This window comes from Actinosynnema sp. NPDC049800 (genome assembly GCF_040656635.1).
In the GTDB taxonomy this organism is placed as follows: domain Bacteria; phylum Actinomycetota; class Actinomycetes; order Mycobacteriales; family Pseudonocardiaceae; genus Actinosynnema.
Genome location: NZ_JBFAMT010000014.1, coordinates 60,035 through 77,122 on the forward strand (window position 1 = coordinate 60,035; position 17,088 = coordinate 77,122).

Genomic DNA, 17,088 nt, shown 5'->3' on the forward strand with positions numbered 1-17,088 from the left:
TGGCCGCGATCAGAGGGTAGGCCACGGTAGCCAGGCCCAGAGCCGGAACTCACCGGCCGGGGTGGGTCCGTGTTCGAGGCGTCCGCCGGCGAGGGCGGCCCGTTCGGTGAGCCCGATGAGGCCGATGCCGGCGCCGGGAATCGCGGTAGCACCGCCGGTGCCCATCGGGCACGGGTTGCGGATCTCGACGGTCACGCCGTCGCGCGGGGTTGCCCGGACGGTGACGGCCACCTCGCCGCCGGGGGCGTGCTTGCGGGCGTTGGTCAGCCCTTCCTGCACGATCCGGTACGCGCTGCGCCCCACACCAGCCGGTACGGCGGAACGCGCGTCGGTCTGCCAGTCGAGCCGTACCCGCATCCCGGCGCGCCGCGACTGGTCGACGAGGTCAGGGAGGTCGGCCAGCGTGGGCTGCGGCCGTTCCGGCGTCTCGTCGGACCGGTCGACACCGGCGCGGAGGACGCCGATCACCTCCCGGAGGTCCTCCAGCGCCTGGTAGGCGCTGTCGCGAACCACCCCGGCGGCACGGGCGACTTCCTCGGGCGCGGCGTCGGGGCGTAGCTCCAGCGCCCCGGCGTGCAGGCTCAGCAGGGTCAGGCGGTGGGCGAGCACGTCGTGCATCTCCCGGGCGATCCGGTTGCGTTCGCCCTGGCGGGCCTCGGCGACGCGCAGCTCCTGTTCGGCCTCGACCCGCCCGGCCCGCTCCCGCAGCGACTGGCGTCGGGCCCGGACGAACATGCCCCAGGCAAGCACCGCGACGCCGACGACGACGCCCAGCACGATCTCCGACGGGGACCCGACTGGGACGTCGGGCCGAACCAGCAGCGTCAGGAACGGTACGAGCGCGCACCCAGCCGCGATCGGGGCGACCACCGCGAAGCGCCGGTGCACCGCGACGGTGAACAGCGCGATGAGCGACGCGCCCCCGGCGGACGTCGCGTAGATGCTGACCAGACCCGCGGCCACAGCGAGGCCGACCGGCCGGCGCCGGCGCAGCCACACCCCCAGACTGCACAGGCCGCCGAGGACGAGGTCGACGGTGAGCAGACCCGGCGCGACGTGCTGCGCGCGGCTGTCGACCAGGGTCAGCACCACCACGCCAAGGGCCAGCACGAAACACGCGGCGTCGACCACCCGGCCGCGGGCCGTGCGCTCGGCCGGGCGTGCCGGATCGTGGTCGGCATCGCTGATCACGCCCGCCGGCAGCGGGCTCCGATCCCGCGGGTCCGCCGGGGCCGTCATGATCAAAGCGTACGGCCGGGTCGGGCCCCACGGCATCCGACCAAAGTCGAACCCGGGGTGTAGACCTTCGGCCCGCCGCCATCGACCTCGGCCCGTAGCGGCGCGTGCGGACGCATCGGCAACCTTGTTCCACCTGACCGGAACAGACGGCCCGACACCCGAACGAACACCCCGAACCTGCTCGACAACCCGCCATCCGACTGAGACGAAGGAGCAAGAGATGAGATCACCGCAGGACACCGCCACCGCGCCGGCCCGCAGTTGGTTCGTTCGAGGCCGGCTCCTCGGCGCCGCGGCGATCGCGTTCGTGGTGTCGGTGGTGGTGGAGAACGCGGTGCTCGCGGTAACGGGCGCGCCGACCTTCGACGCTCCGATCGACGACGTGCTGGCCTACTACGCGGCCAACCGCGACTCGGTCGCGATCGCGTCCAGTCTGGTGGCCCTGTACCTGCCGCTGCTGCTCGTGTTCGCGACGGGCCTGCACGGCCTCGTGGAGCGGCGCGGCGGAGCGGGCGCCGACTGGTCGCGCCTCGCCGTGGCCGCCGGCGCGACGCTGTCGGCCGTCTTCGTGCTCGTCAACGTCCTGCAGATCGGGCTCGCGCTGTCCGCCGTCGGGCTCGCCGAGCCGACGCCCGCGTTCGAGCTCGTCTGGCAGGTTCACGCGGCGGCGTTCGCGCTGGCGCTGCCAACGCTCGGCGCCACCTTCATCGGCGCGGCCCTCGCCGCGCACGCGAGCGGGCTGACCCCGGCTTGGCAGCGCCTGCTGGGCCTGGTGGGCGGGAGCCTGCTGCTCGCCGCGGGGCTCGGCAACCTCGCGATCGCCGACGGCTCGCCGCTGCTCTATCTCGGGCTCCTGGGGTTCGCCGCCTGGCTCGTCTGGCTGCTCGCGACCGGCCTGCGCCTCGTCCGGTCGTGACCGAGATGCGGTGGTGCCGTCACTTTCGTGGCGCAGTGGCAGCTGGACCGGCGCCGCGGGGCCAGGAACCGCCGCCGGTACCGAAGGAGCCCACATGGCCCACACATCCCATCCCTCGACCTGACCAAGCCCTACCAGGCTTAGTCGGCCTCGAGCAGTTCGCGCGGTTCGACGGCGGTCGCGTCCAACTCGAGGCAACGGCCCATCGCGTGGCGCGCCGCACCTCCGTCACCGAGGGCCAGGTGGCACTGTCCGGCGCGGTACCAGGCGACGGCGCCGGCGCCGGTGGCCAGTTCCCCGGCGTGTTCGTACCAGCGCGCGGCCTGCTCGACGTGGCCGATCGCCAGGTAGGCGTCGCCGACGGTGGACCGGGCCTGCACGCAGTACGGGTCCAGAGCGATCAGCCGCCCGCACAGCGCGGTCACCTCGTCGTGATCGGCCGGCTCGACCCCGAGGGCGAGGCGCAGCCGCATTTCCACCAGGTAGCGCTCGTTCTCCAGGGCGATCAGCTCGTCCGCCGCGTCCCGACCGCCCGAGGAGACCACCTCGGCGTGACAGGACTCCGCCAGGTCCGCCTCGTCGGCGGCACGTGCCCGGTCCGGTCCTGCGGCGCTCAACAGCGCGACCGCGCGGTGGAACCGGCTCCGCACGAGCGCGGCCTCCCAGTCGTCCTCCGCCGCCGGCACGGCGGGGAACACCGACCGGCCGGTCCGTTCGAACCGCCACCCCACCGTCAGGTCGAGCCCGCCGTGCAGCGTGTGCCCGATGCCCTGGAACGCCGACGCAAGGCGTACCACCGGGTCCTCAGCGTGTTCCGCGAGCTCGCGGAACACGGCCAGCGCACGGTCGCGCAGGCCGGGCGTCACCACTGCGACCTTGGCGAGGTCGTACCGAAATCGCTGGTGGGCCGCCGACCCGTCGGAGGGCCGGTCCAGGTCGGCCAGGTCCAACGCGAGCCGGTGATAGGACAACTGCGCCAGCTGAACCACGACCAGGCTGCGTCGCCGCCAGTCCAGCGCGTCCATCCGCTCGATCGAGCGCACCAACGTCCGCCAGGCGGGTGTGCGCCGCTCGGGCGGCAACTCGCTCGGCGTGCGGGCTTCGTAGCCGGCCAGGCCGGCGTGCCGGATGACCTGGTGCCGCAGCCCGGGCACGCTCACCCGGGAACACCACGACCACCGGTCGGACGTCTCGTCCAGCCACTCGTTGACCGGCCGGATCAACCGCAGCCGCACCGGCGCCAGGTCGCTGGCGCCCATGTCGACCAGCGGGCGCCAGAACGGCTCCAGCCGGTTGTGCGGCGGCGCCGGCCGACCGGTCACCGCGGGCGGTGAACCCCGCGAGTCCGACCGGGTGTAGACGCGTCGGAAGGCCCCCGCCGGCCTGCCGGCCGTGCTCTCAGTCACCGGACGGGCGGCGGTAGGTGGCGACCAGCAGACCGGAGGCCCAGTCGACGAGCGTGGCCACCAGCTCGGGTTCCCGCACGATCTCCTCGCGCAGCCGGTGCACCCGCGGCAGGTGCTCGTCGGTCCACTTGGGCTGCGGCAGCAGGTCGTCGGCGAGGAAGAGCGCCCCGTCGGTCAGGTGCCGGTACACCAGGTCGCGCCGTTCGAACTTGGCCGTGGTGGTGTCGACGAAGACCAGGTCGAACGGCGGCCCGTCATAGGTTTCCAGCCATTCGGTCGCGTCGGCCGTGACGACGTGCACCCGCGGGTCACCCGCGAAGGTCTTCCGGCAGGCGTCGGCGATTGTCGGCGACCGCTCGATGGTGGTGAGCGTGGCGTCTTCGTCCATGCCGTCGAGCATCCAGCCCGTGCCGACACCGGTCTGCGAACCGAGCTCGAGCAGGCGGCCGCCCGGTTTGCTCGCCGCCATCGTGCGCAGGAACGCGCCGGTCTCCGGCGTGGACGCCAGGGTCAGGTTGGCCCGACGTGCGAGGTCCCGTGCCCGTGCCGCCAGCGGCGGTTCCGGCACGACCACCGCGTCGGTGGCTGGTTTCGTCATCTGCTTTCCTCCGCTGTCTCAGTTTCTTTGGCCGCCGCGGTTTCCGACTCGCGGACGAACCGCCGCGCCCAGATCTCCAGCAATGAGCCGCGCAGCAGCCAGTACGCCACGACCCCGCAGAAAACCCCGACGACGCCGAAGTCGAGCAGCTCACCCAGCAGCCAGGCGATCGGGAGCTGCGCGACGATCGCGGCGGTGAGGTTGCCGTACATGTCCAGCTTCGTGTGCCCGAACGCGCGGACGATGCTCACGTTGGTGAGGTTCCAGGCGATCAGCGGGATCACGACCCCGATGACGATGAGCGCCTGACCCACCTGTGTCCGCACCTCGGGGAACGTGGTGAACACCCCCGCGATCTGCTCGCGCAGCAGGATCAGGGCAACGCCGACCGCGAACCCGGGCAGCAGCAACGTCGACCGCCCGGCCCGCCACGTCCCCCGCACCCGGCTGGTGTCACCGGCCCCGATCGCACGTCCGACGAGGATCCGCACCGCCGACGAGAACGCGGTGCCCAGCCCGTAGCACAGCACCATCACGTGGAAGGCGATCCGGCCACCGCCGAGCGCTGCCGTGCTCAACCCGCCGACGATGGCGAAGAACACCGCCGTGCTCGCGTAGTCCAAAGCGGTCGACACCATCGCCGGGACGGCCAGGCGCGGGATCGACGTGTCGAAGTCGACCGGTTCGGGATTGCTCGTGCGCAGCCGCTGCCACAGCTTCGCGCGCACGGCCAGGGTGACGAGCAGCAGCAGGCCCAGCAGCGAGGACAGGCTGGTCGCCAACCCGTTGCCCACCGCGCCGAGCCGGGGGAACGGTCCGGGGCCGTAGATCAGCAGCCAGTCCAGCACGATGTTGCTTCCCGCGGTGAGCAGTCCGGCGAACATGGGCAGCCGGGCCAGCTTGTAGGCGTTGAACGTGGCGGCGACGGCGCCGAAGATCACGCCGAACACCAACGTCGGCGCGACCGCGGCGAGGTACTGCCCGCCCATGACCGCGGCGTCCGGTCCGGCGTCCGACGCGACCAGCCGGGTCAGCTGACGGCCGAACAGCACGGTGACCGCGACCACCAGCATCACGACGACAGCGGACAACTTCGCGGTCGACCGGAGCGACGCGGCGATCCGCCTGCCGTCGCCCCTGCCGGCCAACCGCGCGGCGAGGATCTGGTGGCCGGCCACGGTCGCGAGTGCGAGCGTGCTGAACACGTCGAAGACCGCGGCGGCGCTCGCGACCGCCGCGAGTGGCAGCGCGCCGTAGTGGCCCATCATGGCCGTGTCGATGACCCCGGCCAGCACCGAGGACAGCACTCCGACCACGAACGGCAGGCCGAGTCGGAGGATCGCGCGCCGGTCGGAGTCCGGTGCCGCGTCCGTGGCATTGGTGCTCATGTCGCTCCCGCGTCCGGTTCGTCGGGTCAGGCGGAAACGCCGGCCTGTTCGAGGTACTCCCGCGGCTGCACGGCGGTCGTGTCCAGCTCCAGGCACCGGCCCATCGCGTTCACCGCGTCGCCCAACCGGCCGAGGATGTGGTAGCACTGCCCGGCCCGGTACCACGCCATCGCACCGGCGCCGGTGCCGAGCTCGCCGACCCGCGTGTACCAGCGTGCCGCCTCCTCGTAGGAGCCGATCGCGGCGTACCCGTCGGCGACGACCATCCGCGCCTGCAGGCAGTGGGGATCGATGGCGAGCAGCTGGTCGCACCGCCGGCGGACCTGCGCGGTCAGCTCCGGGTCGGGTGCCCGGCTCGCCGCCTTGATCAACGACTCCAGCACGATCCGCCGGTTCTCCACCGCCACGTACTGGTCCGGGCCGTTCTCCGGCGCGGAGGAGAACAGCCGTTCGCTGAGTTCCCAGGCCTGCATGACCTCCGTGTGCGTTTCGGCGAAGTTCCGCTCCCGCATGCGCAGCAGGGCGGCGGCGCGGTGGAACCGGCTGGTCATCAACAAGTCGAGCCAGGTGGCGTCGGCGCCGGCGGACGGCTCGCCGTAGGACTCGAACCGCCGCGCCAACTCCAGGTCGCGCCGCATCCGCACCGCGTAGCTGATGCCCTGTCCGGCCGCGGCCAGCCGCAGGACCGGATCGTCGGACCGAGTGGCGAGGTGCTCGAACAGGTCGGCCGGCGACTGGGTGGGCGCGGACAGGTAGACGTTGGCCCTGGCGACCTCGTACAGGTAGTGGTCGGTCTCCACCGACCCGTCCGGCCGGTGGTCGGCGGACAGCGCCGCGGCGACGCCGTTGAACGACAGCTGCACGAGTTGGAAGATCACCAGCCGCCGGCGCAGCGGCGGCAGGTCGGCGAACCGGTCGAGCGCGTCCACCAGCACCTGCCACTGCCTGGTGCGCAACCGGTCGGGCAGCTCGCGCGGGTCACGGCAGGCGTACTCCGCCAGGCCGGCGTGCCGGATCACCTGGGTGCGCAGGCCGACGACGGAGTGGCGGGCGAACCACGCCCACGAGGTCGACTCCCCGTCGGCGAGCCAGTCGTTGACGTAGCCGATGGCCTGCAACCGCATCGGCGCGTACGGACTCGGCGCCATGTCGATCAGCGGTCGCCAGAAGATGGCGAGCCGGTTGTGCTCGATGTCGGGAAGCCCTGTCGGGCAGGGGAAGTAGCCGCGCGGATCGGTCCGGTCGTACACCGGATTGATCGCCGGCTCAGTTCGCGCGGCCATGACTCTCCACGAAGGACTGGATGTGATCGAACAACACTGCCCGGTTCCGGTTCGACTTCACCTGGTGACCCTCGTCGTCGAACCGCAGGTAGGTGACGTCGACGCCGAGATTCCGGGCGGCGGCGACGAACTCGTCGACTTCGTCCACCGGGATCCGCGGATCGCGCACGCCGTGGGCGATGAACAGCGGCGGGCAGTCCTCCGTCAGCCGGTGACGGGGAGACCGCTCCCGCAGCACTTCGTCGGCGTCCTCGCGAGGTACGGCGCCGAGGATCTGCCTGCTCAGCGAGCCGGCGATCGGGCTGAAGAAGGCAGGCGACCGAGTCGCCAGCCGCACCAGGTCGCACTGCGGGCTGATCGCGATCGCGTAGCGGACCAGGTCGGGTCGCGTGGTGGCGGCCACCAGCGCGGCGTAGCCGCCGTACGACGAGCCGAAGAAACCGACCCGGTCCTGGTCGACCAGGCCACTCGCGACGCCGTGCGCGACGCCGTCGTAGAGGTCCTGCTGCATGGCGCCGCCCCACTCGCCGAGCCCCGCCCGCCGGAACTCCCTGCCGAACCCGCGCGAGCCGCGGAAGTTCAGGTGCAACGAGGAGAGCCCCAGCAACGCCAGGTACTGGGCATCCGCGTGGAACCGCCAGTAGTCCCGTGCGGCGGGTCCCCCGTGCACCATCACCACGGTGGCGGCAGGCTCGGCCGGCGCGTCCCGGGGCGCGAGGCGGTAGCCGACGATCGGTTTCCCGTCGGTGGCCCGGTAGCAGAACGAGGTGAGCTGCGGCAGTTCGCCTCGTGGCAGATCCGGGCGGTTGACCAGCAGCGTGGCGTGTTCTCCGGTCGCCGGGCGGCACCGGACGTACTCCAGCGGCCCGTCGTCGTGCACGACGCAGACCAGCCACACCTCGTCGGTCGCGTCGCGGTCCAGTACCACCGGTTCCGCGCCGTCCGCCGCACCGAGGTGGCCGGCGACGGCCGCGATCTTCTCGGCCATCCGGCCGGACAGCGGGAGCTGCTGGAACCGCTCGCCGAACACCGCGCACAGGTCGGGCGTCGCGGTGATCGGGTCGAACCACACGCCGTCCGGGCCGATCGGATAGCCGGCCAGGTCGAGTTCGTCGTGCCGGGCGATCTCGGTGATCTCGCCCGTCTCGGTGTCGATCCCGAGCAGTCTCCTGGTCGGGGCGTCCGTGCTGGTCAGGAGGTACAGCGTGGTGCCGTCGGCGTTGAACCCGGGCACGGCGAGGTCGGCGACCGCGTCCGGTTCGATCGGGATCGTGGTCTCGCGCGCCCCGCCGGACGCCCTGACGACGACGACCGTCGAGGCGCCGTCACGACCGAGGCGCACCCCGCCGCGCGGACGGGACTGCCGGTCGACGAGCCAGCGGTGGTACCCGGGGTTCGGCTCGTCGAGCAGGACTGGCCGGGGATCGTCCAGGTCGACGTGCCAAAGCCGCGTCACCCGGCTACCGGGTTCGCGGGCGCTGTAAGCGACACCGGCGTCCCCCAGCCAGTACTCGGTAACCGGACCGGTGGCCACCGGAACCACCTGGTCGGCGTCGAGGTGGTAAGCCGTCAGCGCCCAGGTCTCCCGGCCACGCGGTGCGTGCAGGAAGGTCAGCCACCTGCCGTCCGGTGTCCACCGCGGGTCGCGCACCGCGCCGTCGTCATACGTGGCAACGACCCGAACGGGGCCGGGACCGTCGGCCACGGACGTCATCACGCACACGGCGTCGCTCGACTCGGTCCGCCGCACGAACACGACCGCGGTGCCGTCCGGCGAGAGCCTGGGCGAGGTGTTGGTCTCCAGCGCCCGCAGCGCCGACCTGAGCACCGGCGAGATCGGCGGCCGGCGCGGTGCGTCGAGGGTCATCGCGATGCCCCGGTCAGCTCGTCGCCCAGCGGGTCCTCGTCGGGGTACACCCCGGCGGCACCGCGGGACACGCCCATGGTGAGGGTGTAGATCGGGCCGTGGCGACGTCGGGACAAGCCGTGCATCGCCAGGTAGGCGCTGTCCTGCTGAGCCGGGGTCACCAGCGTGCTCAGGCCGTAACCGGCGCCGAGGACGATCAGGTCCTGGGCGACGGCGCCGGACCACGTGTACAGGCTGCGCAGCCCGGTCTCGCCGGGCCGCCGGCGCTGGTAGGCCGGGAAATCCGCGACCAGACCCAGCGTCCAGCTTGCCGATGACGGGGAGCGCATCCCCTGGAGAGCCGCGATCATGTCGGTGCGCAGGTCGCCCGCGCGCACCAGTTCGATGCTGTGCTCGCGCGGGTGGTACCGGTAGGCGCCCGGCTCGACGCCGCTCACCCGGTACGCGGCAACGCAGATCACCCAACCGGCGCCGATCGCGTCGTCACCGTCACGCAGGTGTGCCAGGCCGTACCTCAGCAGGCCGGACAGCACGGCCGCGGGCACCGGACGCCGGACGTAGCTCCGACCCGACCGCCGGCTCAACAGCAGGCGCGAGATCGGGACGTCGGCGGGGTCGGCGGGGTCGGGCAGCGCTACCTGGCGACCGCCGGGCGGTTCGGTGGGCGCAGGTGCGCCGGAGGGGTCGGCGTCCGCTGCGGCGGGCCGGCCACCCGGGCGCCGCGATGCGACGTAGAGCTGATCCGACGGATGCCACCCGCGACGCTGCCAGTGCCGCAGGCCGGGCACCAGCGCCGCCCGACGGACCTCGTCGGCGGGGTCGGCCAGGTCGGCGTGCGGGCGTTCGTCGCGGAGGATCGCCTCGGCGAGGTCGACCGGGAGGTGGCGGGTGGTCCGGCCGGTCACCGTGTCGGCGACCTCGATCTCGGCCTTGTCGACCTGCGCCACCGGCCGGATGCGCGTGCCCACCGGCCAGTGGACGCCATCAGGCCTGATCGGCTCGGGCGGGAGAGCGTGGATGATGGCGGGTTCGGCGGGTTCGGCGGGGCGGGCCTCGGTGGTCTCCGACTCGACACCGCCCCACAGACCGACGCTCATCAGGTATCCCTCGGCCATGCCGTCGAGTCCGAGCAGCGACTCGACCGTCGGCGCATCCGTGGCGTCGTCGACGACGGCGCGCAGGCCCGCGGACTCGGCGGCGAGCCGCACGGTGCCTGCGACGTGCCCGGCGTCCATGTGCACGGTGCGAAACGTCCTCGGCTCGCGATAGCGGTACATGTTGCGCTCGAAAACGCTGGTGACGACGACGATCGCGGCGGCGGAGGCGATGTTCGGAAACACCGACCGAATCGTCTTCTCGTCCACCCCGTCGGACCGGACGAGGCGAAGGCTCAACGGCCGCGTGGTCACGTGGTACCAACCGGAACGCATGCCGGGTACCTGGCGGACGGCGACATATCCTTCCGTGGGATGACGTCCACCACCGGACGGTGACGTGCGGCGCAGCAAAGGCGCGGAATCGGTGATCGGAACACGTTCCCTGATGACGCCGAAAGCAAGGGATACCGTGGCCAGGAACGCATCCTCACTCAGGGGGCGCTTGAGCGCCGACCCAGTCCAGAAGGTCGAGGCGGGCGTGCTCTCGATAATGTCTTTATGCGGCTCCGGAACGTCGATACCCGGCCGTTCGAGGTAGTCTTCCTTGTACCGGTCGTCGTCAGGCTCGACGGCCTGGTAATCGCGCATGCGCGACTGATCGATACCGATCGCAGCAGCCTCCGAATAATCCACGCAGGGATAGTCGAACGCCAGGAAGTGGTACTCGGCGGCTTCCCGCCAACCGGCGCGGTCCCACTCCTCGACAAGTTCGAGCAGCCATTGCTGGTCGGGATCCGCCGATATCGACTCCGCGTCCACGAGCAGGCTGCGGGCGACCAGGTCCGAGATGCGCGCCGACCAGGCCTCCACACCACCGTCAACCCCGGCGAACCGCGCCAACCTGGCCGCCAGCGCACCCGGTTCCGTCGGCTCCGCAGCCGCGGCGAGCACGGCCGCGATCGACCGCGTCACGGTGAACCGGCGCTTGCGAAGAAGGTCGTCGACGACCCAGCGATTCCCCGTGGCGTCATTTGGCGGAATGATCCGGGCCGCCGGGCTGAGCCGCACGAGCATTGTCCCCCCTCATAACTGGTTCGACATTGGCTTCAGGGCGGAGCATGGCCGACCACGTTGACATGATCGGCCATGCCCGCCTATCTGACCGATCAGTAAGCGTCGGCCTGCAGGAGCATGACCTCGTACTCGGCCGTCTCCTCGACCTCGTTGGCCACCTCGATCGCCACAGCTGCCTCCATTGGATTTCACCCCCTCTGTTCCGTGGATAACATCGACCGCGACCGACACCGAAAAAGGGTGCCAAGCAACGGCCAGGACAGTGGATTGGCAAGGAAGACTACGAACGCCCATCCGCGACGTTCAGCGGTCGCACGATGGCCACGCCAGGTTGTAGTGCCATGAATCCCCCCGGTCCATTGCCGCACTCGTGTTGAAGACCTGGCCGCCGCCCCCGCTGATGAGCGGGTACCCCCGGCGTCGCTGCGATATATCCCCATGGTGTCAGGCCGGCGATTTCGTCTGTGTCGGGCGAACACCCGACAACCGGCGGACCCGTCAACGACCCCCGTCGACCGACCGCAACAGCGCCACCGCGTCGAACGACGGGCTCTCACCCGCACGTCCGGGGCGAGCCGGTGTCAGCCGATGCGGAAGGACCCGATCACGCCAAGTCCGCTGAGCACGCCGACCACCGACAGCGCCAGGCACGTCACCGCGGCCGACAGAACCCACGCACGGCGGCGTGATGCCGTGACGACCACGAGGCCGAGCGCGGCCCAGAGCAGCCCTTCGGCCAGGAACCACGGCTCGTTCAGCAGCAGGTCCTGGAGGTCGGCGACTCGCTGGTCGTACCACCGCCACACCTCCGCGGGCAGCACCACCGGGTGCGCGCCGGTGAGGCTGAAGACCCGCAGCGTGCTGTTGACCAGCGCGTGGGTGCAGCACCCGACGGCGGTGAGCCACCCGAGCGCGGGCAGCGCGCGGCGCAGCAGCGGCACCCGCACGGCGACGGGCGGCAGCACCGCGGCGACGAGGATGATCGCCGCGCCGATGGCGTTGATGGCGCGGAACGTGGTCTCGGACACCGGCTCGCCGATCATGCCGACCTTGCCGCCGAACGCGTAGTACGCCCGGTAGCACGCGTAGGCGAACGCCCACAGCGCGAGCAGCCACGCGAGTCGGCGGTCGGCGCCGAGCCGGGGAACCGGTGCCCCGCCCGACCGCGGCGGAACCCGGGCCGGCACCGCCGGCAGTGCAGAAGACATGGTCGTTCCACTCTCTGGCGGGGACGGGCGGCGCGCCCGTGCGGGTCACGGTCGGATTTCGCCCGTGACGGTCGCACGACGACACTGAGGGTTCACTGAGATCCGGTCACCGGCACCATCCATTATGGACTGTCGCGACCACCGCCTCGCACGCGCTACCGGCAGCTGATCCCGGCCAGGTCGAGCATGCGGCACAGGTCGTGGAAGCCGTGCACGCACGCGGCTCAGAGCGTGTCATCGGGAAGGACGCCGGTGCGGAGGCTCGCGACGAGCAGTCCGGCCCTCTGCCGGAAATCGGCGATCGCCGCGTCCAGCGCCGCCGGAGCGCCACCGCCTCCTCCGCCGCGACCAGTCGCATCACCCGGAGCACCGGCCCGCTGGAGTCGGCGCCGCGGTCGGCGGTCGACTGGCGAGGTTGCCCCGTTGGCCGGCTACCGCATCTGTTGCACGACAGTCGAACCGATTCGACTCGCGTCGCCAGGGTCGTCGCAGTGTCCGCCACAGCACAAAGCTGGGACGATCTCGGAACGCTCGTGGGCACCGTTGACACCTTTCGCGATCATAATCTACGCTCACGCGAACCGGTTCGATACGGTTTTCTCGCCGATCCGCGCCTTCCTCCCTCTTCTGGAGGAGTCCATGGACGCCTGCTGTCCAGACCGACCCAGGCACACCTCGACATCGACGACACGGCTTGCAGGACCACGGCCCACTCCGTCGTCACCCGGTCGGACGAGTCGACCGGCGGTGCCCAACCTGATTCCGAGAAGCCGACCTGGGGCCACAGCAGCGCTTCCGGCCTCGGTCGGCACCCACGCCGTGGTGCACACGAAAGGCAGAGATTGGTATGAGAAGCCGATCCGGCCGCCTCACGGCGGCCGTCGCAACTACGTTCGTACTCGCCATCACAGCCGGACCGACCGTGCTTCCCGACGCACCGAGCGCCCAGGCAGCCGCATCCGGACCGTGTGACATCTACGCCTCGGGCGGCACACCGTGCGTGGCCGCGCACAGCACGACCCGGGCGCTGTACGGCGCGTACAACGGAGCGCTGTACCAAGTCAAGCGGTCCACGGACAACACCACGCGGGACGTCGGCGTGCTCAGTGCGGGCGGTGTGGCCAGTGCCGCCACCCAGGACTCGTTCTGCGCCGGCGCCACCTGCCTCATCAGCATCATCTACGACCAGAGCGGCCGGGGTAACCACCTCACGCAGGCACCCCCAGGCCACTGGCCCGGCCCACTCCCCGGTGGGTGGGACAACCTCGCCGTCGCGACGGCCGCCCCGGTCACCGTCGGTGGACAGAAGGCCTACGGCGTCTACATCTCGCCCGGCACCGGTTACCGCAACAACCGGACCAACGGCGTCGCGACCGGCGACCAGCCCGAGGGCATCTACGCCGTCGTCGACGGCACCCACTACAACCAGTGGTGCTGCTTCGACTACGGCAACGCGCAGACCGACGGCCAGGCCGACGAGCGCGCCATCATGGAGACCGTTTACTTCGGCGCCAACCGGCAGTGGGGTTACGGGGACGGCACAGGTCCCTGGGTCATGGCCGACCTGGAGTGGGGCCTGTTCTCCGGCGTGAACGCGGGGTACAACCGGAACCCGCCCATCAACCACCGCTTCGTGACGGCGATCGTCAAGGGCGAGTCGAACCACTGGGCGATCCGGAGCGGGAACGCGCAGTCGGGTGGCTTGACGACCGTGTTCGACGGGCCGCGCCCCGCCGGCTACCACCCGATGAAGAAGGAAGGGGCGATCCTGCTGGGCATCGGCGGCGACAACAGCGTCTCCGGCGCCGGTACGTTCTACGAAGGCGTGCTGACCTCCGGATACCCGTCGAACGCCACCGAGGAGGCCGTGCAGGCCAACATCGCGGCTGCCGGGTATGCCCCGCCCGGCGGCGGCAACCCGCGGCAGAACGTCCAGGTCGTGGGCAGCCAGTCCAACCGGTGCGTCGAGGTGCCGAACGGCTCCACCGCCAACGGGCTCCAGGTGCAGTTGGCGGACTGCCAGAGCGTCGACCGGCAGCGCTGGACCTACACGTCCGACCGAAGGCTCCAGATCTACGGCAGCAAGTGCCTCGACGCCAGCGGTCAGGGCACCGGCAACGGCACCCAGGTGATCATCTGGGACTGCAACGGCCAGGCAAACCAGCAGTGGAACGTCAACTCGGACGGCACCATCACCGGTGTGCAGTCAGGCCTGTGCCTGGACGCCGACGGCGCCGGGACGGCCGCCGGCACGAAGATCATCCTTTGGTCGTGCCACGGCGGCGCGAACCAACGATGGGGCCTACGCGGTTGACCGGACGTCGCCGCCGGGCTTCGTTCCCCTCCGACCGCCCGGCCGGGGCCGCACAGCCGATGCCACCACGGGCCTGGCGCCCGACAGCGGCGGCACCGCTGTCGGGCCCGGTCGTGGTCGGCCAGGCCGCGACCGTCGGAACTGCCGGGTCGCGGTGGCCCCGACGCCGGGCGCCAGGTCGCCTACCCGGGCCACACCGCTCTCGCTTCCCTCTCCTGACCGCCTGCACGAAGCTCTGCCGCACCCTAGGAGCCCCTGTGCAGACCTGACCCTGGTGTGCCCGCGTCCGCGACTCACGCCCGGACGGCCACTTCGGCGCGTTCCACCCTGGCACGGCATCGCCGGCTCGTCCCGGTTTCGTCGAGCCCGGCGGCCGGCACCTCGCTGCGATGGGCGCGCATGGCGAGCACGGTGCGCTCAGAAAACGCGGCGTTTGATCCGCCACACGACGAGTGCGAGCAGGGCTGCCGCGAGGCCGACGAAGATGGCCGCCTCGACGAGTTGGAACATCCAGAAGCGATCGGCCGGGTGGTACAGGACCCATTGCTGGATACCGCGCTCGTGCAGGTACGCGCTGAAGTCCACTCCGGCGCCCCGTGCCGCGACCTCCATCTCCACGGCGTCGTAGACCGAGAGGTGACGGCCGGACGGATCCGCGTAGCCCGAGGCGATGATCCAGTCGGCGCGGTCACCTGCCGGTATCCGGGAACCTCCGGCGTCGAGGGTCGCGTCGTCGGCGGCCACGCGTTCCATGGTGCTCAGCGGCGCCTGGACGTTCGGGCGCAACCAACCCGCCACGACGACGCGGACGGCGAGGTAGGCGCCGAGCGCGACCGCGAGCGCGGGCAGGCTGCGCCGCAGCAGTGCACCCGCCGCCGTGGCGGCGGCGAACGCGAACAGCGCGTACCCCGCCGGAACGAGTCCTTCCAGGTCGAACGCGTCGGTCGTGAACCGGCTGTTGAGCACGTCCAACGGCTGCCGGTACCAGGTGATCGACGCCGTGAGCGCGACGGCGAGCGTCGCGGTCAGCGCGCCCAGGGCACCCAGTTTGACCGCCAGCCAGCGCATCCTCGGCACCGCCTGGGTCCAGGCGAACTGCCAGGTGCCGGCTTCCAGCTCACGGGCCACCAACGGCGCGCCGAGAAACGCGCCGATCAGGAACGGCACCAGGTTGAACAGGGACAGCATCTTGGACGCGTACCCGTGCTCCTCGTTCAACCGCCTGATAGCGGTCGAGCACGCGTCGGAACCGTCGGCCAGCCCGCCCGCGCAGGCCGCGGCGCCGTCGGGGAACAGGGAGCGCATCGACGACCCGGCGACGAGCAGGAAGAGGCCGATCGCCGCCACCAGCAGGCTCAGCGTGAACACTTCGGCGCGATGTTGCCGCCAGGTCAGCCACGTCATGCCGGCACCTCTGAGACGGCCGGTGCCTCGATGTCGTGCCGGGTCGGTCGACGCAGGTAGGCCAGCACCAGGTCTTCCAGCCCGATCGGGTCGGCCTGCCAGCCGGGCGCGGTCGGCCCTCCGCCATCGCGCACCAGCAGCGTGGTGTGCCGGTCGCTGTGGGATGCCTCGACGACCGTGCCCGCCTTGTCGAGATCGGCGGTCGTGCGCGGACCGACGAGCAGCCGGTGCTCGGCCAACAGCGTCTCGATGTCCCCGGCGAGCGTGACCCGGCTGTGGTTGAGCACGATCAGGTGGTCGCAGACGCGCTCCAACTCGGGCACGACGTGGGACGAGAACAGGACGGTCATGCCGTCGGCGGCGACCGCGCCCATCAGGGCCTGGAGGAACTCGAGTCTGGCCACGGGGTCGAGGCTGGCCATCGGCTCGTCCAGGACGAGCAAGTCCGGCCGCTTGGCCAACGCCAGTGCCAGCGCCACCTGGGCTTGTTGGCCGCCGGAGAGGGCACCCGCCTTGCGGTCCAGCGGGATGTCCAGCTGCGCCAGCCGCCGTTCGGCGAGGCCCTGGTCGAATCGCAGGTTGCAGGAGCGGCCCAGGTGGAGCAGGTCCGCGACGGTGAAGTGCTTGTAGAGCGGGTGCTCCTGGGCGAGGAAGCCGATGCGGGACAGCACCTGCGGGGTATTGGCGGCCGGGGACTGGCCGAGCACCTCCACGGTGCCGGACGTCGGCGCGAGCAACCCCACCACCAGGCGCAGCAGCGTGCTCTTGCCCGCACCGTTGGGGCCGACCAGCGCGATCACCCGGCCGGTCGGCACGGACAGGGTGCAGTCGCGCAGCGCCCACGTCCGACGGTAGCGCTTGCCCAAACCGTCGGTTCGGAGCGCGTACTCGGTTGTTGTCATGCGATGTTCTCATTCTTCGCTCGGTTGACGACAGCGGTGAAGAGCGCGTTGACCGCCTGCTCGTCCAGACCGGCGGCGTGGGCCCGGTTCAACCAGGTCTCCAGACCGCGCCGCAACGAGGTGTACGTCGCGGCGGACATCCCCGCCGTCGGCGCCTCGTTGACGAACGTGCCCTGCCCGGGGCGACCGGTGACGAGATCCTCCTGCTCCAACTGCCGGTACGCCTTGGCGACCGTGTTCGGGTTGATCGCCAAGGTCTCGGCCACCTCGCGGATCAACGGCAACCGGTCACCTTGCCGCAGGAAGCCCAGCAGCACGGCTTGACGCACCTGCTGGACGAGTTGGAGATAGGGCGGCACACCCGAGCGGTTGTCGATCCGGAAGACGAACAT

The 17,088-nt window shown here is 71.2% G+C and carries 13 protein-coding genes; 2 read left to right on the forward strand and 11 right to left on the reverse strand.

Translation table 11 applies throughout. The features are described 5' to 3' along the window. Positions 1-9: 9 nt before the first annotated feature. Positions 10-1,239 carry a sensor histidine kinase gene (locus AB0I91_RS18940; RefSeq protein WP_499637800.1) on the reverse strand — a complete coding sequence of 410 codons (1,230 nt, stop codon included), beginning with the start codon at positions 1,237-1,239 and terminating at the stop codon, positions 10-12. 220 nt (positions 1,240-1,459) lie between these two features. Between AB0I91_RS18940 and AB0I91_RS18945 the strand changes: the two genes are divergently transcribed. Next, a complete protein-coding gene (locus tag AB0I91_RS18945; protein ID WP_499637803.1) occupies positions 1,460-2,155 on the forward strand; it encodes a hypothetical protein in 696 nt (231 codons plus the stop codon). Between the two features lie 140 nt (positions 2,156-2,295). Here the strand turns inward: AB0I91_RS18945 and AB0I91_RS18950 are convergent, their stop codons facing one another. The 7 genes from AB0I91_RS18950 to AB0I91_RS18980 form a co-directional block, all read right to left on the reverse strand. Then, complete coding sequence (locus AB0I91_RS18950; protein ID WP_499637806.1) at positions 2,296-3,477, reverse strand: hypothetical protein; 1,182 nt, start codon at positions 3,475-3,477, stop codon at positions 2,296-2,298. A gap of 76 nt (positions 3,478-3,553) precedes the next feature. After that, on the reverse strand, positions 3,554-4,159 hold the full coding sequence (locus AB0I91_RS18955) for an O-methyltransferase (RefSeq protein ID WP_499637809.1): 606 nt from the start codon (positions 4,157-4,159) through the stop codon (positions 3,554-3,556). Beyond that, positions 4,156-5,547 (reverse strand): MATE family efflux transporter, encoded by a 1,392-nt coding sequence (locus AB0I91_RS18960; protein WP_499637812.1) that lies wholly within the window; start codon positions 5,545-5,547, stop codon positions 4,156-4,158. The genes AB0I91_RS18955 and AB0I91_RS18960 overlap by 4 nt, the downstream gene beginning before the upstream one ends. 26 nt (positions 5,548-5,573) lie before the next feature. Beyond that, on the reverse strand, positions 5,574-6,830 hold the full coding sequence (locus AB0I91_RS18965) for a hypothetical protein (RefSeq protein WP_499637814.1): 1,257 nt from the start codon (positions 6,828-6,830) through the stop codon (positions 5,574-5,576). Then, complete coding sequence (locus tag AB0I91_RS18970; protein ID WP_499637817.1) at positions 6,814-8,697, reverse strand: S9 family peptidase; 1,884 nt, start codon at positions 8,695-8,697, stop codon at positions 6,814-6,816. The genes AB0I91_RS18965 and AB0I91_RS18970 overlap by 17 nt, the downstream gene beginning before the upstream one ends. Beyond that, positions 8,694-10,868, reverse strand: a complete 2,175-nt coding sequence (locus tag AB0I91_RS18975) for a SagB/ThcOx family dehydrogenase (protein ID WP_499637820.1) — start codon at positions 10,866-10,868, stop codon at positions 8,694-8,696. Before AB0I91_RS18975 ends, AB0I91_RS18970 begins: the two co-directional genes overlap by 4 nt. Positions 10,869-11,449: 581 nt before the next feature. Further along, entirely contained in the window at positions 11,450-12,076 is a 627-nt protein-coding gene (locus AB0I91_RS18980) for a hypothetical protein (RefSeq protein WP_499637823.1), read from the reverse strand. 847 nt (positions 12,077-12,923) lie between these two features. Between AB0I91_RS18980 and AB0I91_RS18985 the strand changes: the two genes are divergently transcribed. Next, positions 12,924-14,390 carry an arabinofuranosidase catalytic domain-containing protein gene (locus AB0I91_RS18985; RefSeq protein ID WP_499637826.1) on the forward strand — a complete coding sequence of 489 codons (1,467 nt, stop codon included), beginning with the start codon at positions 12,924-12,926 and terminating at the stop codon, positions 14,388-14,390. 417 nt (positions 14,391-14,807) lie between these two features. Here the strand turns inward: AB0I91_RS18985 and AB0I91_RS18990 are convergent, their stop codons facing one another. Genes AB0I91_RS18990 through AB0I91_RS19000 form a run of 3 tightly spaced genes read right to left on the reverse strand, consistent with a single transcriptional unit; the run spans position 14,808 to position 17,088 of the window. Further along, complete coding sequence (locus AB0I91_RS18990; RefSeq protein ID WP_499637829.1) at positions 14,808-15,794, reverse strand: ABC-2 membrane transporter-related protein; 987 nt, start codon at positions 15,792-15,794, stop codon at positions 14,808-14,810. Continuing rightward, complete coding sequence (locus tag AB0I91_RS18995; RefSeq protein WP_498777913.1) at positions 15,791-16,696, reverse strand: ABC transporter ATP-binding protein; 906 nt, start codon at positions 16,694-16,696, stop codon at positions 15,791-15,793. The genes AB0I91_RS18990 and AB0I91_RS18995 overlap by 4 nt, the downstream gene beginning before the upstream one ends. After that, the gene (locus AB0I91_RS19000) at positions 16,693-17,088 is read right to left on the reverse strand and encodes a GntR family transcriptional regulator (RefSeq protein ID WP_077005197.1); all 396 of its coding nucleotides are present in this window, start codon (positions 17,086-17,088) and stop codon (positions 16,693-16,695) included. Before AB0I91_RS19000 ends, AB0I91_RS18995 begins: the two co-directional genes overlap by 4 nt.